We start from the raw sequence: 20,665 nt of genomic DNA, 5'->3' as shown, positions 1-20,665 counted from the left end.
GGTAACCGCTACTCCCTGGCATCTCGCCGGGTGCGGCGGTTGCCGGGTCTGCGGGCCACCCAGGCCCGGATCGTATCCGCGTACCAGTACGGCTTGCCGCCCTCCACGAGGTCGGGGGGCGGCATGTGACCGTGCTTGCGATAGGACCGTACGGTGTCGGTCCGCACACCGATATGTGCGGCGATCTCCTTGTAGGACCACAGCCTTCGATCGGTCATCACTCGCGCCCTTTCACTCGGCCTGTGTCCGGTGAACGACGCCGGGTGACGGGCGGCTAGGGGCTGTTGAAGACCTGTGACGTAAGACGCGCGGAGATGTGACGCCTGTGACCGCCGGGTGACGCGGCGGCCCCGGGGCTCACGCCTCCAGGTCGGACATCCGTTTGGTGATCTCGGTGAGCAGCACCGGGCGGTGCTCCAGCCGGGACAGCTCGCACGCCTCGGCCACCAGCAGGGCGTAGAGCGCCTGCTGACCGGAGCACGGGTTGGGCGCCTCGCCCCGGGCCGCCTTGACGAAGGCCGCCAGCTCCGCCCGGTACGCGGCCTCGAACCGCTCCAGGAAGTTGGCCCAGGGCCGGGCGGGTCCGGGGGGACCGCCCGGTTCGGCCGAGGTGAACGGCGTCCGGTCGTCCAGGCCGACCACGAACTGGTCGCGGTCCCCGGACAGCTCCATCCGTACGTCGTAACCGGCCCCGTTGTAGCGGGTGGCGGTCGCGGTGACCAGCGTGCCGTCATCCAGGGTGAGCAGCGCCGCCGCCGTGTCGACGTCGCCCGCCTCCTGGAAGAAGGCGGCGCCGCCCGCCGAACCGGAGGCGAACACCTCCACCACTTCGCGGCCCGTCAGCCAGCGCACGGCGTCGAAGTCGTGCACCAGACAGTCCCGGATCAGCCCGCCCGAGTGGGGCAGGAACTCCGGCGGCGGGGGCGCGGCGTCGGAGGTGACCGCCCGCAGGGTGTGCACCCGGCCGAGCCGACCGCTCCGCAGCGCCTCCCGGGCGGCCCTGTATCCGGCGTCGAACCGGCGCTGGAACCCCATCTGGAGCATGGTCCCGGCCTGTTCGACCTCGCGCAGCGCGCGGACCGTGCCCGCGAGGTCCAGGGCGATGGGCTTCTCGCAGTACGTGGGCAGCCCGGCGCGCGCCGCCCGGGTGATCAGTTCGGCGTGGGTGACGGTCGGGGTCGCGATCACCAGGGCGTCGATACCGCCCTCGAAGACCGCGTCCACCGAGGCGGCGGCCCGGGCGCCGACGCGCTCGGCGACTTCGGCGGCCCGCCCGGCGTCGGCGTCACCGATCAGCAGGTCGTCGACCCCGTCCGTACCGGCCAGAGCGGCGGCGTGGAAGCCTCCGATGCGGCCCGCGCCGAGGAATCCGATGCGCATATGAGGTGTGTTCCCGTCTGCCGTTACTTCCAGGTGGAGAGGTACTCGTCGATCTTCTTGCGCATGAAGCGGGAGGAGTCCCGGGCCCGGTCCTCCCAGGCGAAGACACAGGAGGTCAGCGTGCCGTCGAAGTTGTTGTCGCGCAGCGCGCCGAACAGCGCGTCGAAGTCGACCTCGCCCTGTCCGATGTCCAGGTGCTGGTGGATGCGGGCCGTCGAACCGGGCGGGTTGATGATGTACCGCAGGCCCGAGGACGCGGTGTGGTCGAAGGTGTCGGCCAGATGCACGTGGGTGAGCAGATCGCCCGCGTGCTTGATCAGACCGGGGGCGTCATCGCCGTGGTGGAAGGTGTGCGGGGCGCAGTAGAGGTAGGAGACCTGGGGGTGGTTGATGCCCCGGATCATGTTGATGGCCTCGTACCCGTCCTCGATGAAGTCATCGGGGTGCGGCTCCAGCGTCAGCCGGATGGACTCGCGCTCGAAGACCGGCAGCAGCTCCTCGATCGACCGCCAGAACTGGCCCTCGCTGCGGCTGGGGTCCTCGGGGCGGCCGTTGAACTCCGAGATCATGCTGTCCACGCCCAGATCGGCGGCGATCTGGATGGACCGCTTCCAGTAGCGGACGGCGGCCTGGCGCTCGTCCTCGTCCGGGCCGGACCAGCGGAACAGCGGCAGTATGGAGGAGATCTTCACCCCGGCGGCGTCCAGCGCCTTGCGGAACTGCCGCACCGTGCCGTCATCCACCCGGGGGTGCTTGAAGAAGGGGATGAAGTCGTCTCGGGGAGACAGCTCGATGTACTCGAAGCCCAGCTCGGCGACGAGGGCCGGGAGTTCGAGCAGCGGCCCCTTGCGCAGCATATGCGGGTCGAGGGCGATCTTCATAAGGAGGAGAAACCTTTCCAGCGGGGAGAACGTGCGGGATCTGAAACGGAGGGGCGGGCCGGCCGTGGCGGCGGCCGGCCCGCCCCTGGACGTCAGGCGTAGAAGGCGGGGCGCACGATCATGTCGACGGGTGTGCGCTCACCGGTGGTCTGGGCACGCACGCCCGCCTCGCACACGGCGGCCGCGGCGTAGCCGTCCCAGGCGCTGGGGCCCTCGACCTCGCCGCGCTTGGTGGCGTCGACCCAGGACTGCACCTCGCGGTCGTACGCCTCCTCGAAGCGGGCCACGAAGTCGGGGGCGATCTCGCCGCCCCAGGTGCCGGGGCGGTTGACGAGCATGCCGTGGGCGTCGCCGATGCGCGCGGTACCGCGCTCGCAGACCGCCTCGGCCTGGACCTGGTAGCCGAAGCCGCAGCTCGCGAACATCTCGACGTTGACGATCGCGCCGCCGGTGGTCTCGAAGATCACCAGCTGGGGGTCGGCGAGCCCCTCGGGGGCGTTCGAGTTCGGGGTCGGCTTGAGCACGGTGACGTTGGCGATCTCCTGCTCCAGCAGCCAGCGCGACTGGTCCATCTCGTGCACCACGGCGTCGGTGATCAGCATCTCGGTGGTGAAGTACGAGTGCACCGACGCGTTGCGGTGGCGGCAGTGCATCAGCAGCGGCCGGCCCAGCTCACCGGAGGCGAGCAGCGACTTGAGCTTCATGAACTCGGTGTCGTAGCGGCGCATGAAGCCGACCTGGACGCGGCGGTGACCGAGCCGCTGCTCGGCCTCCAGCACCCGCAGCGCGGACTCCGAGTCCGGGGTCAGCGGCTTCTCGCACAGCACCGGCAGATCGTGCTCGAACGCGCTGAGCAGCGCGGCCTCGTGCGCGGGGCCGGGCGAGGCGATCAGTACCGCGTCCACGCCCGGCGCGGCCATGGCGGCGGCCGGGTCGGTGAACGCCTGACAGCCCTCGGAGGTGTCGGCGACGGCCTTGGCGCGCGCCTCGTCGATGTCGACCACGGCCGCCACCCGGGCGCCGCTGATCACGTCGTTGATGCGGCGGACGTGGTCGGCGCCCATCTTGCCGGTCCCGATGACGGCGATCCCGAGCGTGCCCTGCTGGGTCATAGGTGTCTCTTTTCTCTTTCTGCTCGTCCGGAGGATCGAAGGGATCGGAGGGGGCGGTGGGTCAGGCGCCGCAGGAACGCAGGAAGCGGCGGGTGCGCTGGGCGATGGGGAACGGCTGGTCGGGCGGGCAGGGGTACATGTCCTGCTCGACGATGGCGAACAGGTCCACATCCAGCTTCTGGGCGGCCGTCAGGACCGGCTCCAGCTCCGGGACGCCCTTCGGCGGCTCGCACATCACGCCGCGCTTGACGGCCGGGCCGAACGGCACCCCGTTCTTGACCACGTCGGACAGGATCTCCGGGTCGACCTGCTTGAGGTGGAGGTAGCCGATGCGCTCGCCGTAGGTCTCGATGAGCTTGACGCTGTCCCCGCCGCAGTAGGCGTAGTGGCCGGTGTCCAGGCAGAGGTTGACCAGGTCGGAGTCGGTGGCGTCGAGGAAGCGGGCCACGTTCTCCTCGCCGTCGATGTGGGTGTCGGCGTGCGGGTGGACGACGATGTCGAGCCCGAAGCGCTCGCGTACCTCACGGCCGAGGCGCTCCATGCCGGTGGACAGGTGGCGCCACTGCTCGGCGGTCAGCTCGGGCGGCTCGATGAGCTCGGCGGTCTTGTCGTCGCGCCAGAAGGAGGGGATGACCACGAGGTGCTTGGCGTTCATGGCCCGGGTCAGCTCCGCCACCTGGGAGACGTGCTCCCAGGTGGCGTCCCAGACGTCGGGGCCGCGGTGCAGGGAGGTGAAGATCGTGCCCGCCGAGACCGTGAGGTTCCGGCGGTTGATCTCCTCGGTGAGCCGGGCGGGGTCGGTCGGCAGATAGCCGTACGGGCCCAGCTCGATCCACTCGTAACCGGCCTCCGCGACCTCGTCGAGGAAGCGCTGCCAGGGGACCTGCTGCGAGTCGTCGGGGAACCACACCCCCCAGGAGTCGGGGGCCGAGCCGACCCGGAGGCGGTCCAGGGCGGGTACGGGGGAGGCGGCGGCAGTCATGGAAGAGGGTCTCCTCTCGCCGGTCGGGGGACCGGGGAAGGGGGCAGTGCGGGTCGCTTGCTCTCGGTGGTGGTCGAGGCCCGCGTTTCATGCTGGTTTGGGCAGCTTTACGGGCCGGGCCGGTAGCCGTCAAGACTTCGTCAGGACATTCGGACGTAATGTCAGTACGTCATGTCACGGCGAGGGGGTGTTGACGGCCTCGGGAAGCTCCTCCACATCGACCCCGCGCACCTGTGCGAGCTCGTGTTTGAGGGCGGCCAGCTCGGTTCCGCCGGCCATGTGGTTGGTGAGTTCTTCGAGGCTGACGTCGTCCCGGGCGGCGTTCAGCTCCAGGGCGCCGAGCCTCAGCACCGAGAAGTGGTCGCCGACCATGTACGCGTGGTGCGGGTTGTGGGTGATGAAGATGACGCCCAGGCCCCGCTCGCGGGCCGCGGCGATGTACTTCAGGACGACGCCCGACTGCTTGACGCCCAGGGCCGCGGTGGGCTCGTCCAGGATCAGCACTCTGGCGCCGAAGTACACCGCCCGCGCGATGGCCACGGACTGCCGCTGGCCTCCGGAGAGGGTGCCGATGGGCTGTTCCAGGTTGTCCAGGTGGATACCCATGGCGGACAGCTCCGTCTGGGTGGTCTCCTTCATCCGTTCGATGTCGAGCCGCCGGATCGGCCAGGGGCCGCGGGTCAGCTCGGAGCCGAGGAAGAAGTTCCGCCACACCGGCATCAGGGGCACGGTGGCCAGGTCCTGGTAGACGGTGGCGATGCCGAGGCCGAGGGCCTCGCGCGGGTTGTTCAGCCGCACCGGCTTGCCGTCGACGACGTACTCGCCCTCGTCGTGCCGGTGCAGTCCGGAGATGATCTTGATGAGGGTGGACTTCCCGGCGCCGTTGTCGCCGAGGACGCAGGTCACCTGGCCCGGCCGGACATCGAGGTCGATGCCCTCCAGGGCCCGGACGTTGCCGTAGAGCTTGCCGACGCCCTTGAGCTGGACGATCGGCTCCACCTCGGCGGCGCCGGAACCGGTGCCGGTGCCTGAGCCCGATCCGGAGGGGTCGGGGGCGGGCTTCGTGAGGTCGTTGGCGGACATTCCCATCACCTCCTGGCGGCCTGACGGCGCACCCACAGATTCACGAGCGTGGCGAGCAGGAGCATCACGCCGACGAAGAACTTGAACCAGTCCGGGTTCCAGTTGGCGTAGACGATCCCCTGGTTGACCATGCCGAAGATGAACGCGCCGAGGAGCGCGCCGATCGCGGAGCCGTAGCCGCCGGTGAGCAGGCAGCCGCCGATCACCGCCGCGATGATGTAGTAGAACTCGTTGCCGACGCCCTCACCGGCCTGCACGGTGTTGTACTCGAAGAGCAGGTGCATGCCGACGAACCAGGCCGCGAAGCCCACGGTCATGAAGAGCGCGATCTTGGTGAGGTTCACGGGGACGCCGACCGCCCGGGCGCTCTCCTTGGAGCCGCCGGCCGCGAAGATCCAGTTGCCGAACTTGGTGCGCAGCAGGACCCAGGTGGCGAGGGCGGCGAAGGCCAGCCAGTAGAACACGGTGATGTTCACATCGACGCCGAAGACCGTGACCTCGGAGGCGAAGACCGCCTTGGCCGAGTCGAAGCCGTCCATGTCGTTGATGGCGTTGGTGGCGACGTTGTCGGTCAGCAGCTTGGTGACGGCCAGGTTGAGGCCCTGGAGCATCAGGAAGCTGGCGAGGGAGACCAGGAAGCTGGGCAGCCCGGTCTTGATCAGCAGCAGGCCGTTGATCAGGCCCACCGTGAGCGAGACGATCAGGGCGACCCCGACGCCCACCCACACGTTGGCGGTGAGCTGGAAGCTGAGCATGCTCGCCGTCAGCGCCGAGGAGGTGACGGCGACACCGGCGGACAGGTCGAACTCGCCGCCGATCATCAGCAGGGAGACGGCGAGCGCCATGATGCCCAGGGTCGACCCCTGGTAGAGCACGGTGGCGAACGAGTCCGCCTGGCGGAAGGTCGGGGCGACGGCGAAGAAGAAGGCGTAGACGCCGACGGCGGCGACCAGCGCGCCGATCTCCGGCCGGGCCAGAGCCCGGCGGGTCAGCGAGCGTTCGGTGGTGCGGCTCTTGGGACGCGCCGCGGGGGCGGCCGGTGGCATGGCGGCGGCGGGTGGGGCGGCTTGGGTCATGGCCGGATCACCGGGTGCCCTTCTCGGCGAACTTGGCGATCTTGTCCACGTTGTCCTTGGTGACGAACGCGGGGCCGGTCAGCACGGGCGCCTCGCCGCCGCCGCTGAAGTTGCCGTTGTTCTTGTAGAGCCACAGGGAGTCGACCGACAGATAGCCCTGGAGGTAGGGCTGCTGGTCCACGGCCAGCTGTACATCCCCGCTCTTGACGGCGGCGATGAGGTCCTTGTTGAGGTCGAAGGTGGCGACCTTGGCCTTGCCGCCCGAATCCTTGGCGGACTGCACGGCGGTCAGGGCGAACGGCGCGCCGAGCGTGACGACGTAGTCGATGCTCGAATCCTGCTTGAGCTTGGCGGAGATCGTCGACTTGACCGACGGCATGTCGGTCCCGTTGACGTAGAGGGTGTCCGTCTTGCCCTTGAAGGTCTTCTTCACACCCGCGCAGCGGGCCTCCAGGGCGACATGGCCCTGCTCCTGGATGACACAGATGTTGTGCTTGGCGCCCATCTGGTTGAGGCGCTTGCCGAAGGCCTGTCCGGCGAGGTTCTCGTCCTGGCCGAAGTATTCGAGCAACCCCTGGGACTTCCAGTCCTCCAGGCCGGAGTTGAACCCGACGACGGGGATTCCGGCCTTCTCGGCCTTGGCGATCGCGCCCTTCATCGCACCGGGCTTGGCCAGCGTGACGGCGATGCCGTCGACCTTCTGGTTGATCGCGTTCTGGATGAGGTTGGCCTGGTCGCCGCCGTTCGGATTGCTGGAGTAGATGAGTTCGACGTTGTCCTTGGCCGCGGCCGCCTTGGCGCCCTTGCGGACCGTGTCCCAGAAGGTGTCACCGGGGGCGGCGTGGGTGATCATCGCGATCTTCATTCGGGGGGTGTTGGCCTTGCCCGCGGAGATGCCGTCCGCGGAGTCCTGGGCCTTTTTGCCGCCTCCACTGCTGCATCCTGTTGCGAGGAGAACCGTTATCGCGGCGATGGCGGTGAGTCCCGCGCGGCGGCGTCGGTCGAATCTGAGGTCCATCTGCTCCAGCACCTCTCAAGCCAGGTCTGTGTTAACAGAGCCGTTGCATGAGGGGGAGCCAACTCCTCGCGGCCTCTACCTGTCAAGGGTTTGTCATGACAACATTTCATCTGGACGTAACGAGGCGATAACGCGTGGGCGGCGGCTCCACGGCGGCTCTCGTGGTTACGTCCGAATGTAATGACAAATGCTTGACAGCGGGCCCCGGGCGCGTCTAGACCTGAAGGGGCCGGGCGGGACCCGGTGTTCGCGCACGACAATCCTGAGCTGCGTCTTTCCCGAAGGGGCACGCATGAGTGAGCCGTACGACCTGATCACGATGGGCCGCATCGGAGTGGACCTCTACCCACTGCAGACCGGAGTTCCGCTGCCGCAGGTGGAGTCATTCGGAAAGTTCCTCGGTGGGTCGGCGACCAACGTCGCGGTGGCCGCGGCCCGGTTCGGCCACCGCTCCGCGGTGATCAGCCGTACCGGCGCGGACCCCTTCGGCGAGTACATCCACCAGGAACTCCAGGGGTTCGGCGTCGACGACCGCTTCGTCACGCCGGTCGAGGACTACCCGACCCCGATCACCTTCTGCGAGATCTTTCCTCCCGACGACTTCCCGCTCTACTTCTACCGCCGCCCCAAGGCCCCCGACCTGGAGATCCACCCCGACGAGCTGGACCTCGACGCGGTCCGCGCCGCCCGGATCTTCTGGATGACCGGCACCGGCCTCAGCGAGGAGCCCAGCCGCGAGAGCACCCTCACCGCCCTCGCCCACCGCGCCAAGAGCGGCATCACCGTCTTCGACCTCGACTGGCGCCCCATGTTCTGGAAGGACCCGGAGACGGCGCGCCCCTTCTACGCCGAGGCCCTGCGCCACGCCACCGTCGCCGTCGGCAACGTGGACGAGTGCGAGATCGCGACCGGTGTACGGGAGCCGAAGGCCTGCGCCCAGGCGCTGCTGGACGCGGGCGTCGAGCTGGCCGTCGTCAAACAGGGCCCCAAGGGAGTCCTCGCCGTGCACCGCGACGGCACCTCCACCGAGGTCCCGCCCGTCCCGGTCGAGGTCGTCAACGGGCTCGGCGCGGGCGACGCGTTCGGCGGCGCCCTGTGCCACGGGCTGCTGGCGGGCTGGGACCCGGAACGGATCATGCGGTACGCCAACGCCGCGGGCGCGATCGTCGCGTCCCGCCTCGCCTGCTCCTCCGCGATGCCGACGGAAGCCGAGGTCGAGGCCCTGCTCAGCCAATCGTGAGGCGGTTCGGCCGTTCTGCCGGACCCTATGTAGGGAGCTTTTCTTGAGCATCAGCATCTCCGACCTTGTGACGGTGCGGAGCCGCCACCCGGAGGCCATCGCCGAGGCGGCCGACCGCCGGGTCCGCCGCCCGCTGATCGGCGACAGCGGCCGACTGATGATCGTGGCCGCCGACCACCCGGCGCGCGGCGCCCTCGCCGTCGGCGGGCACAAGCTGGCCATGGCCAACCGGGCCGATCTGCTGGAGCGGCTGTGCGTGGCGCTGTCCCGCCCGGGTGTCGACGGCGTGCTGGCCACCGCCGACATCCTGGAGGACCTGCTGCTGCTCGGCGCCCTCGACGGCAAGGTCGTCATGGGCTCGATGAACCGCGGCGGGCTGGCCGGTGCCTCGTTCGAGCTGGACGACCGCTTCACCGGTCACCGCCCCCAGGACATCGACCGGCTCCGCTTCGACGCCGGGAAGCTGCTGCTGCGGGTCGACTACGACGACGCCGGGTCGCTCAGCACCATGCTCACCACGGCCCGCGCCATCGACGAGATGGCGGAGCGGCGGCTGCCGGTGTTCGTCGAGCCGTTCATCTCCCGCCGGATAGACGGCAGGGTCTCCAACGACCTGAGCGCCGAGGCCGTCACCAAGTCCATCGCGATCGCCTCCGGGCTCGCCGGGACGTCCGCGTACACCTGGCTGAAGGTGCCGGTCACCGACGACCCGGACGAGATGGCCGCCGTCATGGAGACCAGCACGCTGCCCGCGGTACTGCTCGGCGGCGAGGTGGGGAAGGACCAGGAGGGGGCGTACGAGAAGTGGCGCAAAGCCCTCGCCCTGCCCACCGTCCAGGGCCTGGTCGTCGGCCGCTCGCTGCTCTACCCGGCGGAGGGCAGCGTGGAGACCGCCGTGGACACCGCCGTCGGCCTGCTGTGAAGCGGCCCCGGAACCGGAGGAAACACTGACGCCATGACCATCAACGAATCTTCCCTTGGCTTCCATGTGCAGGCCGGTAAGGCGGCCGACGGCCCGTACGCGCTGGACATCGATCCCGGGCGGGCCGGCTGGGGCTACTCCAGCCTGCGCGTGCTCGACCTGCCGCCCGGCGGCTCGCACCAGCTGGCCACCGGCGACAGCGAGTGGATCGTGCTGCCGCTCAGCGGCGGCTGCACGGTGATCACCGAGGGCGAGACGTTCGAACTGCACGGCCGAGAGAACGTGTTCAGCGGAGTGACCGACTTCGCGTACGTCCCGCGCGACGCGCACGCCACGATCGCCAGCGGCGCCGGGGGCCGCTTCGCGCTCACCGGCGCCCGCTGCGAGCGCAGGCTGCCCGCCCGCTACGGGCCCGCCTCCGCCGTCCCCGTCGAGCTGCGCGGCACCGGCAACTGCTCCCGCCAGGTCAACAACTTCGGCGCGGCAGGCGTCTTCGAATGCGACAAGCTCATCGCCGTCGAGGTGCTCACCCCCGGCGGCAACTGGTCCTCGTACCCGCCGCACAAGCACGACGAGTGCCGCCCCGGCGAGGAGAGCGAGCTGGAGGAGATCTACTACTTCGAGATCGCCGAGGCCCACGGCAACGAGGGCGTCGGCTACCAGCGGGTCTCGCCCTCCGGCCGCGGCCGCGGCACCGATGTGCTGGCCGAGGTCCGTTCTGGTGACGCCGTCCTCATCCCGGACGGCTGGCACGGCCCCTCCATCGCCGCGCCCGGCCACGCCATGTACTACCTCAACGTCATGGCGGGCCCCGGGGAGGACCGCGCGTGGCTGATCTGCGACCACCCCGACCACGGCTGGATTCGCTCCACCTGGCCCGACCAGCCCGTCGACCCCCGCCTTCCGTTGTACGAAGCCCCTGAAGCTCCCGCAGGAGACGCCCGATGACCACCCGCCGCCTCACCGTCGCCCAGGCCCTGGTCGAGTTCCTGGCGCACCAGTACACCGAGCGGGACGGGCAGCGGCACCGTCTGATCAACGCCACCTGGGGCATCTTCGGCCACGGCAACGTGGCCGGGCTCGGCCAGGCGCTGCTGGAGGCCGGGCAGGACACCATGCCGTACCTCCAGGGCCGCAACGAACAGGCCATGGTGCACGCCGCCGTCGGTTACGCCCGCCAGTCCAACCGGCTCGCCGCCCAGGCCGTCACCACCTCCATCGGGCCCGGTGCCACCAACCTGGTCACCGGCGCCGCGCTGGCCACCGTCAACCGGCTGCCGGTGCTCCTGCTGCCCGGCGACATCTTCACGACCCGGCCCGCCGACCCCGTACTCCAGCAGCTGGAGGTGCCGTACGCGGGCGATGTGTCCGTCAACGACGCGCTGCGCCCGGTCTCCCGCTACTTCGACCGCGTCGTACGCCCCGAGGCGCTGATCCCCGCCGCGCTCGCCGCGATGCGGGTGCTCGCCGACCCGGCCGAGACCGGCGCGGTCACCCTGGCCATGCCGCAGGACGTGCAGGCCGAGGCGTTCGACTGGCCGGAGGAGTTCTTCGCCGACCGGGTCTGGCGGGTGCGCCGCCCCGCCCCGGAGTACGCCGAGACCGCCGCCGCGACGCAGGCGATCCGCGAGGCCCGGCGGCCGCTGGTCGTCGCGGGCGGCGGTGTCCACCACAGCGAGGCCGAGGGCGCGCTGAAGGCGTTCGCCGACGCCACCGGCATCCCGGTCGCCTCCACTCAGGCGGGCAAGGGGTCGCTGCGGTACGACCACCCGGCCGACATCGGCGGCATCGGGCACACCGGCACCGCCGTCGCCGACGATCTGGCCCGCACCGCGGACCTGATCATCGGGGTCGGCACCCGCTACAGCGACTTCACCACCGCCTCCGCGACGCTCTTCGCCAACCCGGATGTCCGGTTCCTCAACCTCAACATCACCGGCTTCGACGCCCACAAGCTGAGCGCCACCACGCTGGTCGCCGACGCCCGCGCCGGTCTTGAGGCGCTCACCGCCGAGCTGGCCGGGCACCGGGTCGATACGACGTACGAGGCGGAGTACCGCACCGGCAAGGCCGCGTGGGAGCGCCGGGTGGACGCCGCGTACGCCGCCGAGGACGCCTCCGTACGCCCCTCCCAGACCCAGGTACTGGGCGCGCTGGACGCGGTCGTCGGCGACGACGACGTGGTGATCAACGCGGCGGGTTCGCTCCCCGGCGACCTGCACAAGCTGTGGCGGGCCCGCTCGCCCCGCCAGTACCACCTGGAGTACGGCTACTCCTGCATGGGCTACGAGATCCCGGCCGCCATCGGCGTACGGCTCGCGGCTCCCGGCACCCCGGCGTGGGCGCTGGTCGGGGACGGTACGTACCTGATGATGCCGACCGAGATCGTCACCGCGGTCCAGGAGGGCATCAACATCAATGTCGTCCTCCTCCAGAACCACGGCTACGCCTCCATCGGCGGTCTGTCGGAGGAGACCGGCGCCGAGCGGTTCGGCACCGCCTACCGCTTCCGGTCCGCCGACGGCACGTACACCGGCGATCCGCTCCCCGTGGACCTGGCCGCGAACGCCGCCTCGCTCGGCATGGAGGTGCTGCGCGCCTCGACCGTGGCCGAAGTACGGGAGGCGCTGGCGGCGGCCCGCGCCTCGGACCGTCCCACATGTGTCTATGTGGAGACCGAAACGGCCGGCACAGTGTCGGGCGCACCCGGCGCCCAGGCGTGGTGGGATGTGCCTGTCGCCGAGACCGCGACCCGCCCGGCCGCCGTGAAGGCCCGCGAGAACTACGACCGGCACGCCGCCGGCCGCCGCCGCCACCTCTGACGTTTTTCTAGAGAAAGGCTCCGCACCCATGAAGACCGTCAACCACTGGATCGGCGGGAAGTCCGTCGAGGGCACGTCCGGCAACCACGGCCCGGTGTTCAACCCCGCCACCGGCGGCCAGGACACCCGGGTCTCCCTCGCCTCGGTCGAGGAGGTCGACGCGGCCGTCGCGTCCTCGAAGGAGGCGTTCCGGTCCTGGGGCACCATCTCGCTGTCCAAGCGCTCCGCGATCCTCTACAAGTACCGCGAGCTGCTGGACGCCCATCGCGACGAGATCGCCGAGCTGATCACCGCCGAGCACGGCAAGGTGCACTCGGACGCGCTCGGCGAGGTGGCCCGCGGGCTGGAGATCGTCGAGCTGGCCTGCGGCATCGCCGAGAAGCTCAAGGGCGAGCTGTCCACCCAGGTCTCCACCGGGGTCGACGTCGCCTCGATCCGCCAGCCGCTGGGTGTCGTCGCGGGCATCACCCCGTTCAACTTCCCGGCCATGGTGCCGATGTGGATGTTCCCGGTGGCCGTCGCCTGCGGTAACACCTTCGTCCTCAAGCCCAGCGAGAAGGACCCGTCGGCCTCCCTCCGGCTGGTCGAGCTGGCGTCCGAGGCGGGGCTGCCGGACGGCGTGCTCAACGTCGTCCACGGCGACAAGGTGGCCGTTGACCGGCTGCTGGAGCACCCGGACGTCGCCGCGGTCAGCTTCGTCGGCTCCACTCCGATCGCCAAGTACATCCAGTCCAAGGCCGTCGAGCACGGCAAGCGGGTGCAGGCCCTCGGCGGCGCCAAGAACCACATGCTGGTGCTGCCCGACGCCGACCTGGACTTCGCCGCGGACAACGCGATCAACGCGGCCTACGGCTCGGCCGGTGAACGCTGCATGGCGGTCTCCGTCGTGGTCGCCGTCGGCGACATCGGCGACGACCTGGTGAAGAAGATCGCCGACCGCGCCGCCAAGCTCCGCATCGGCCCCGGCAACGACCCGTCCTCCGAGATGGGCCCGCTGATCACCAAGGAGCACCGGGACAAGGTCGCCGGGTACGTCCACGGCGCCGCGGCCCAGGGCGCCGAGGTGGTCGTGGACGGCACCGGTTACACGGTCGACGGCCACGAGAACGGGTTCTTCATCGGCGTCTCGCTGCTGGACAAGGTCCCCGCCACCGCCGACGCCTACCGCGACGAGATCTTCGGCCCGGTGCTGTGCGTCGTCCGCGCCGAGACCTACGACGAGGCCATCGAGCTGATCAACTCCTCGAAGTGGGGCAACGGCACCGCGATCTTCACCCGCGACGGCGGCGCCGCCCGCCGCTTCCAGCTGGAGGTGGAGGCGGGCATGGTCGGCATCAACGTGCCGATCCCGGTGCCGGTGGGCTACCACTCCTTCGGCGGCTGGAAGGACTCGCTCTTCGGCGACCAGCACATCTACGGCAACGACGGGGTGCACTTCTACACCCGCGGCAAGGTCGTCACCACCCGCTGGCCGGAGCCGTCGGAAGAGGTCGGCATCAACCTGGGCTTCCCCAAGAACCACTGACCCGGGCAGTACATCGGAGAACCCCTGCCGGACACCGTCCGGCGGGGGTTTCGCCGTGCTGGATTCCCCCGCCACAGGGCACAACCATCGACCCCTGTTGCAGGTCTTCTTGAGTGTTCGCCCGAACAATGGGCACACGACCGTATTCAGGGGGATCTCTTATGCTTCGCACCCTTCGCTGCTCCGTGGCCGCGCTCGGCCTCGGCCTCGTGCTGGCCGCGGGCACGCCCGCCTCCGCCGCCTCGCACGGCGTGAAGACCGATCCGAACGGCCGCTTCACCGCCGAGGAGATCCACCACTTCCTGGAGGGCTTCTACGGCAACCACGGCCCGCGTCCCTGGGAGCGCGAGAACCTGGTCTCCGACTTCCTCAAGGAGCGCATCGCCGAGACCCCCGACTACGACCTGCTGCTGTGCGCGCAGAACGAGCCGCGGGACATCGAGGTCGGCGAGGTGACCACGGCCCAGTCCGCCCGGGTCGGCTGGGCGACGATCACCACGTCCTGGGGCCAGGGCCCTGACGCGTCCTTCACCGCGTACGTCGACCTCGACGCGACCCGGCCCATCGAGCTGCTCAACGTGGACTGCGGCACACCCGAGGGCTGAAAGAGCGGGAAAGCGAGGAATCAGCCGGAGACGGCCGGTTCCTCGCTTCCAGATCAAGGTCGTAGTCTCGGCGTATGAGCTGGTCACACGCGCTGAAGCAGACGGCCCAGACCGGTTTGACGATCGAGCGCATCCGGCTGGAGCCGCTGGTCGCGGTCCGTGGCGCCTGCGGTGTGGCCATCGTCGTCGGACTGACCCTCTGGTTCGGCTCGCCGACCCTCGCCGTGTCGTCGGCGTTCGGCGCGTTCTCCGCCGGGATCGCCATCTTCCAGAAGAGCTGGCGGCCCCGCCCTGAGCTGGCGCTCGCCGCGGCGTCCCTGCTCGCGATCTCCACCTTCCTCGGCTACCTGGCCGCCGCCCACACCGCCACCTTCGTCGTGATGCTCGCCGTATGGACGCTGGTGACCGGCATGTCGTGGGCGGTCGGCCCGGTCTCCGGGCTGGTGTCGACCCAGATGATCGCGGTGATGCTGGTCACGGTCACCCTCCCCACCTCGGTGCTCGGCGCACTGGAGCACGCCGCGCTGATCGGCGTCGGCGGCGTCGTCCAGGCCGCGCTGATCCTGCTCTTCCCGGTGCGGCCCTGGGGTGTGCAGCGCGACGCCCTCGCGGACGCGCTCGCCGCCGTGGCCGACTACGCCCGGCGGCTGCGCCACGACCCGCAGGCGCCGTTCGACCCGCAGCCGCTGATGGACGCCCGCAGCGCCGCCGCCGTCACCCCGCGCGAGGCGAAGCGGCGCCCCGGCCAGCTGCGCGGCTACCGGCTGCTGGCCGAGCGCATCCGGCCGGTGCTCGCCTCGATGGCCGACCCGGTGGTCGGCGCCCCGATGCTCGGACCCGAGCGCGACCGGGTGCGGGAGCTGCTGGCCGCGACCGCCACCGTGCTGGACGCGGTGGCCCACGCCATCCGCCGGAGCAAGCCGGTCCGGCTGCCGCCCGAGGCGATGGCGGTGCTGGAGGTGCCGGAGAGCGGTCCCATGCTCAACGGGGCGGCCCGCCGTGCCGCGCTGAAGCTGATGGCTCTGGTGAACGACGTCGTGGAGTCCTCGGACGAGCCGGTGGAGGCGGTGACCGCCGAGGGTGCCAAGGCCCGCCGCCATCTGCCCCGCCCCACCGTCCCCGGCCTGGTGCCGGTGGCGCTGCGCGCCCTGCGCCGCGAGGCCCGCTGGGACTCGCGCATCCTGCGGCACGCGGTGCGGCTGACCGTGGTGGCGGTCTGCGGCTATCTGCTGGGCGCCATGCTGCCGTTCGGCCACGGCTACTGGGCGCCGCTCACCTCGGTGATGGTGCTGCGCCCGGACTTCGGCCAGACCTTCTCGCGCGGGGTCGCCCGCTTCTGCGGCACTCTGGCCGGGGTCCTGATCGGCGGGCTGGTGGTGACGCTGGCCCACCCGGACCCGTATGTGAGCGCCGCGCTGGCCGTGGTGTGCGCGGCCTGCATGTTCATGTTGCTGCGCACCGGCTTCATCGTGGCCTCCCTGTGTGTGAGCGCGTATGTGGTCTTCCTGCTCGGCATCGCGGGCGCGGAGGTCGGCCAGACCGTCCAGGCGCGGGTGGCGCTGACGCTGCTGGGCGGGCTGATGGCGATGGCCTCGTACGTGGTCTTCCCCGCCTGGGAGACCCCGCTGCTGCGCGACCGGCTGGCCGAGTGGCTGGCCACCAACGGCCAGTACGCCATCGCCGTCTTCGACGCCCACGCCCGCCCCGCCGACCGCCGCCCCCGCCAGGTGCGGGAGGCGCTGCTGGACGCGCGGGCGGCGCGCAGCGAGTACGAGCAGCTGGAGGCGCGGGCCCGCCGGGAGCCGGTGCGCCACCGGGGGATGGGCCGCCGGGCGGCGCAGGCGGCGCAGACCGCGCTGTCCACCACAGGCCGGGTCACCATGCTGCTGGAGGCGCATCTTCCGGACCGTGACGCGGCTCCGTCGAAGGAGGCCGAGGAGTTCGCCGCGGCGCTGCGGACGGCGGTGCCGAAGGCGGTGGAGGCGGTACGGGAGCGGCGGCCGCTGGACTGGACGGCCGTACAGGAGTCGCTGGAGGGCTGGCAGGAGCGCGCCGGGGAGCGGCCGGGAGTCGCGGTGCGCAGCGCCGACTTGCTGACGGAGGCGCTGGACGACCTGGCGCAGGCGCTCGCGGGGGGCGCGCGGCAGCAGCACGCGCTCCAAGACCGTGGGGGTGACCCCTCGGCTTAGGGGTGCCCCCTACATCTACTGTCGTGTTAGAACGTTGAGGGGCAGCCTGTTCCGGCGCATCCTCTGATGTGTGAGCGGCTGTCGCGACCGCGAACCTGATGAGGGAAAGACTTTTCACGTACATGGGTGCTCAGCGAGAAGACAGCGTCTGGATACGACGGTTCCACCCGGCACCCGACAGCCGGGTGCGGCTGGTCTGCCTGCCGCACGCCGGGGGTTCGGCGTCGTTCTTCTTCCCGGTGTCCCAGGCGCTTTCGCCGGGTATCGACGTCCTCTCCCTGCAGTATCCGGGGCGTCAGGACCGGCGTCTCGACCCGCGGATCGAAAACATCGGCGAGTACGCGGACGCCATCGCCGCCGAGTTGAAGCCCTGGCTCGATCTGCCGATCGCTTTCTTCGGCCACAGTATGGGCGCCGTCCTCGCGTTCGAGGTGACGCGCAGGCTGGAGGCGGCCGATCCGGAGTTCTCCCCGGTCGCCCTCTTCGCCTCCGGCCGCCGGGCGCCGTCCCGATACCGGGACGAGAATGTCCACCGCCGTGACGATGACGGCATCGTGCGCGAAATGAAGGTATTGAGCGGAACCGATGCGCGGGTCCTCGGAGATGAGGAGATTCTGCGCATGGTGATGCCCGCGATTCGCGGCGACTACAAGGCGGTCGAGACCTACCGCTCCGAGCCCGGCGCCGCCGTCCGTGCCCCGATCACCGTGCTGACCGGCGACAGCGACCCCAGGACCAGCCGGGACGAGGCGGAGGCGTGGCGGGAGCACACCACCGCAGACTTCGACATCAGGGTCTTCCCCGGCGGTCACTTCTTCTTGGCCAACCATCAAGCGGAAATCACGAGTCTGGTGTCCGGGGCGCTTTCCGCATCAAAGCCCTGACCCGGTTGATTCGTATCGCACGACCGAAACGCAACAATCGCCATGCGTCACCTTTCGGGCCCTCGGCGTCACCGGCCGAGAGCGTGTGGTGATGCTTCATCGGGGGATCAGTCCTGTGCCCGCAAACCTCTTCGAGTGGGAGAGCCGCCTCTCCGTCCTGCGTGAAATGCTGCACGGCGCGACGCAGGGCAGAGGCCGGCTGGCGCTTGTCAGCGGCGCGGTGGCCAGTGGGAAGACCCGGTTGCTGGACAGCTTTGCCGAACAGGCGATCGAGAGCGGCGCGTTGCTCCTCGAAGTGGCCGGTTCACGGGCCGAACGCGAACTGCCTTTCGGGATTCTCCGGAAAATCTTCGATAACGCCGCCATGCCCCCGGATGTCCGCTCCGAGGCGGTCACCCTGCTTGCCGAGATCGGCCCGGAGAGCACCGCCGCGGCACGTATGCATGTGATGTCCCAGATTTCCTCGGTGCTGCTGCGGCTGGTCGACGAACGCACGCTCGTGATCGCCGTCGACGATGTGCACTGCGGCGACGACCATTCCCTGCAATTCCTTCTCCACCTCGCGCGCCGGGTGCGCCAGGCGAGGGTTCTCATCGTCCTCACCGAATCCCCCCGGCTGCGCCAGCGGCAACTCACCTTCCACGCCGAACTGCTGCGCCAGCCCAACTGCGTGCGCATGCGGCTGCCCATGCTCACCGAGGCGGGCGTCGCCGAGGCGCTGTCGAACACCCTGTCCGCCACCGTCGCCTCCCGGCTCGCCCCCGAATGCCACCGCGTCTCCGGCGGCAACCCGCTGCTGCTGCGCGCCCTGCTGGACGACTGGCGGGCCGGAGGCGACCACGGCGAGGCCCTGCAGCGCCCCGCGCCCGGCGAGGCGTTCGCCCAGGCCGTCGTCGGCTGTCTGTACCGCGGCGAGCCCGATGTGGCGGCGATCGCCCGGGGTGTCGCCGTCCTCGGTGACGCAGTTTCCCCCCGGCGCCTGAGCAGCCTCCTCGAGCTGAGCGTCGGCACCGTCGAACAGGGCGTCCAGGACCTGCACGAGTGCGCCATCCTGGAACACGGCCGGTTCCGCGACGAGGTGGCCCGTACCGCCGTACTCGACGCGGCTCCCGCCGCCGTCCGCCACGACCTGCACGCCCGGGCCGCCCGGCTGCTGCACGCCGACGGCGCCTCCGCGCTCGACGTCGCCCGCCACCTGGTCCGCGCCCACCAGGACGGCGAGCCCTGGACCGTCCCGGTCCTGCGCGAGGCCGCCGAATACGCGCTGGTGCAGAAGGAACTCGACGTCGCGCTCCGCTGCCTCGAACACGCCCACCGCGCATGCGAGCCGGGACCCACGCGCACCGCCCTCAAGGCGCGGCTCGTCAGCGTCGCCTGGCGGGTCGGCCCGGCCGTCGCCGAGGGGTATCTGCCCTCGCTCACCGAGGAGGCCGAGCAGGGCTGGCTCGCCCCGCGCGACGTCGCCCCCATCACCTCGTACCTCGCCTGGTCGGGACGGCTGGACACGGCCGCCGACGCCATCACGGCCCTGAGCCGCACGGCGGGCCCCGGTGCCGCCGACGGCTGCGACCCCGCGATGAGCGCCGCCCTCTCGGCCTCCGTCCAGTGGCTGACGATGCTCAGCCCGCCGCTGCGCGACCGCCTCCCCACCCTCGGCGCGGGCGCCGCGAAAGCCACCGGCTCCCCCCACGACGTGGCCGACCTCGCCCACGCGCACGCCGCCGCCACCCTCACCGCCGCCTTCACCGAGGGCCGGGCCGACCAGGCGGTCATCGAGGCCGAACGCGTCCTGCAGCGCTACCACCTCGGCGACAACACCCTCCAGCCGCTGGTCATCGCCCTGTACGCGCTCGTCGTCGTCGACCGCCTGGACCTCGCCCTGTCCTGGTGCGAACGGCTGCTCGGCGAGTGCTCCTCCCGCAGCGTCCCCGCCTGGCAGGCGGTGCTGTCCGCCGTACGGGCCGAAATCGCGCTGCGCCAGGGCGATCTCCAGGTGGCCGCGCACCAGGCGCGCAGCGCCCTGGCGCAGATCCCCGCCCCGGGCTGGGGCGTGGGGCTGGGCCTGCCGCTGTCCGCCCTGATCGAGGCCGAGACCGGGATGGGCCACTACGACGAGGCCATGGCGCTGCTCGAACAGCCGCTCCCCGACGGGCTCTTCCGCACCATCCCCGGGCTGTACTACCTGCGCGCCCGTGGCCGCTGCCACCTGGCCACCGGCCGCTACCACGCCGCGCTCGGCGACTTCACGGCCTGCGGGGAGCTGATCGAGGCCTGGGAGATGGACATGTCCCTGGTCTCGCCGTGGCGGCTGGACGCCGCCGAGGCCTGGCTCGCCCTGGGCGATCCGGCGCGCGCCCGGAGTCTGGCCGAGGAGCAGCTGCGGCGCGGCATCCGCAGCACGCGGCTGCGCGGCGGCCTGCTGGTCGTCCTGGCCCGCACCGACCAGCTCAGGCGGCGGCTGCCCCGGCTCAAGGAGGCCGTCGAGATCCTGGAGGGCGGCGACGACCGCATCCAGCTCGCCGTCGCCCTCGGCGAACTCGGCCGCGCCTACCGCGCGATGGGCGACTTCAACCGGGGCCGGGTCTTCGTCCGCAAGGCGTGGCACGTGGCCAAGACCTGCGGCGCCGAGCCGCTGTGCCGGGAGCTGATGCCCCGGCAGGCGGACACCGGCGAACTCGCCCCGGCACCCGCCCAGCCCGGCGGGGACGCCGAACCGCAGCGCGACGTGGAGGCCCTGACCGAGGCGGAGGTGCGGATCGCGGTGCTGGCCGCGCACGGCAACACCAACCGGGAGATCGCCTCCAAGCTGTTCGTCACCGTCAGCACGGTGGAGCAGCACCTGACCCGCATCTACCGCAAGCTGAACGTCAAGCGCCGCCGCGACCTGCCTGCCAAGCTCTCCGACAGCAGCCTGACCGGGACCCTTTGAGGGCCGTCAGGTTGAGG

General features: G+C 70.8%; 17 protein-coding genes. 9 read left to right on the top strand and 8 right to left on the bottom strand.

Annotation, left to right across the window (positions count from 1 at the left end):
* Window positions 1-8 precede the first annotated feature (8 nt).
* The 8 genes from ABZ370_RS37500 to ABZ370_RS37465 form a co-directional block, all read right to left on the bottom strand.
* On the bottom strand, window positions 9-218 hold the full coding sequence (locus tag ABZ370_RS37500) for a MerR family transcriptional regulator (RefSeq protein WP_358630779.1): 210 nt from the start codon (window positions 216-218) through the stop codon (window positions 9-11).
* A 139-nt stretch (window positions 219-357) separates the two neighbouring features.
* Window positions 358-1,380 carry a Gfo/Idh/MocA family oxidoreductase gene (locus ABZ370_RS37495; protein WP_358630776.1) on the bottom strand — a complete coding sequence of 341 codons (1,023 nt, stop codon included), beginning with the start codon at window positions 1,378-1,380 and terminating at the stop codon, window positions 358-360.
* A 23-nt stretch (window positions 1,381-1,403) separates the two neighbouring features.
* Complete coding sequence (locus tag ABZ370_RS37490; RefSeq protein ID WP_358630773.1) at window positions 1,404-2,261, bottom strand: sugar phosphate isomerase/epimerase; 858 nt, start codon at window positions 2,259-2,261, stop codon at window positions 1,404-1,406.
* A gap of 92 nt (window positions 2,262-2,353) precedes the next feature.
* On the bottom strand, window positions 2,354-3,373 hold the full coding sequence (locus tag ABZ370_RS37485) for a Gfo/Idh/MocA family oxidoreductase (RefSeq protein WP_358630770.1): 1,020 nt from the start codon (window positions 3,371-3,373) through the stop codon (window positions 2,354-2,356).
* Window positions 3,374-3,434: 61 nt separating this feature from the next.
* Window positions 3,435-4,355, bottom strand: coding sequence for a sugar phosphate isomerase/epimerase (locus ABZ370_RS37480; RefSeq protein ID WP_358630767.1), 921 nt, complete (start codon window positions 4,353-4,355; stop codon window positions 3,435-3,437).
* Between the two features lie 174 nt (window positions 4,356-4,529).
* On the bottom strand, window positions 4,530-5,438 hold the full coding sequence (locus ABZ370_RS37475) for an ATP-binding cassette domain-containing protein (RefSeq protein ID WP_358630764.1): 909 nt from the start codon (window positions 5,436-5,438) through the stop codon (window positions 4,530-4,532).
* Between the two features lie 5 nt (window positions 5,439-5,443).
* Window positions 5,444-6,514, bottom strand: a complete 1,071-nt coding sequence (locus ABZ370_RS37470) for an ABC transporter permease (protein WP_358630761.1) — start codon at window positions 6,512-6,514, stop codon at window positions 5,444-5,446.
* A 7-nt stretch (window positions 6,515-6,521) separates the two neighbouring features.
* Window positions 6,522-7,532: a sugar ABC transporter substrate-binding protein gene (locus ABZ370_RS37465; protein WP_358630758.1), complete on the bottom strand. Its 1,011-nt coding sequence runs from the start codon at window positions 7,530-7,532 to the stop codon at window positions 6,522-6,524.
* 292 nt (window positions 7,533-7,824) lie between these two features.
* On the opposite strand from ABZ370_RS37465, the gene iolC reads away from it, so the two are divergent.
* The 9 genes from iolC (at window position 7,825) to ABZ370_RS37420 (ending at window position 20,648) form a co-directional block, all read left to right on the top strand.
* The gene (gene iolC / locus ABZ370_RS37460; RefSeq protein WP_358630755.1) at window positions 7,825-8,772 is read left to right on the top strand and encodes a 5-dehydro-2-deoxygluconokinase; all 948 of its coding nucleotides are present in this window, start codon (window positions 7,825-7,827) and stop codon (window positions 8,770-8,772) included.
* Between the two features lie 43 nt (window positions 8,773-8,815).
* On the top strand, window positions 8,816-9,694 hold the full coding sequence (locus tag ABZ370_RS37455; protein WP_358630752.1) for a deoxyribose-phosphate aldolase: 879 nt from the start codon (window positions 8,816-8,818) through the stop codon (window positions 9,692-9,694).
* A gap of 33 nt (window positions 9,695-9,727) precedes the next feature.
* Window positions 9,728-10,642, top strand: coding sequence for a 5-deoxy-glucuronate isomerase (iolB, locus tag ABZ370_RS37450; RefSeq protein WP_358630750.1), 915 nt, complete (start codon window positions 9,728-9,730; stop codon window positions 10,640-10,642).
* Entirely contained in the window at window positions 10,639-12,516 is a 1,878-nt protein-coding gene (gene iolD / locus ABZ370_RS37445) for a 3D-(3,5/4)-trihydroxycyclohexane-1,2-dione acylhydrolase (decyclizing) (protein WP_358630747.1), read from the top strand. The genes iolB and iolD overlap by 4 nt, the downstream gene beginning before the upstream one ends.
* A gap of 28 nt (window positions 12,517-12,544) precedes the next feature.
* Window positions 12,545-14,041 (top strand): CoA-acylating methylmalonate-semialdehyde dehydrogenase, encoded by a 1,497-nt coding sequence (locus ABZ370_RS37440; RefSeq protein ID WP_358630745.1) that lies wholly within the window; start codon window positions 12,545-12,547, stop codon window positions 14,039-14,041.
* A 161-nt stretch (window positions 14,042-14,202) separates the two neighbouring features.
* On the top strand, window positions 14,203-14,646 hold the full coding sequence (locus tag ABZ370_RS37435; protein WP_358630742.1) for a hypothetical protein: 444 nt from the start codon (window positions 14,203-14,205) through the stop codon (window positions 14,644-14,646).
* Window positions 14,647-14,720: 74 nt separating this feature from the next.
* A complete protein-coding gene (locus ABZ370_RS37430; protein WP_358630739.1) occupies window positions 14,721-16,835 on the top strand; it encodes an FUSC family protein in 2,115 nt (704 codons plus the stop codon).
* Window positions 16,836-16,957: 122 nt separating this feature from the next.
* Complete coding sequence (locus ABZ370_RS37425; protein WP_358630736.1) at window positions 16,958-17,719, top strand: alpha/beta fold hydrolase; 762 nt, start codon at window positions 16,958-16,960, stop codon at window positions 17,717-17,719.
* A gap of 115 nt (window positions 17,720-17,834) precedes the next feature.
* On the top strand, window positions 17,835-20,648 hold the full coding sequence (locus tag ABZ370_RS37420) for an AAA family ATPase (protein ID WP_358630733.1): 2,814 nt from the start codon (window positions 17,835-17,837) through the stop codon (window positions 20,646-20,648).
* Window positions 20,649-20,665: the final 17 nt, after the last annotated feature.

It is taken from the genome of Streptomyces sp. NPDC005962, assembly GCF_040629205.1.
Classification (GTDB): Bacteria; Actinomycetota; Actinomycetes; order Streptomycetales; family Streptomycetaceae; genus Streptomyces.
This window is presented reverse-complemented; position numbering and strand designations above follow the sequence as displayed.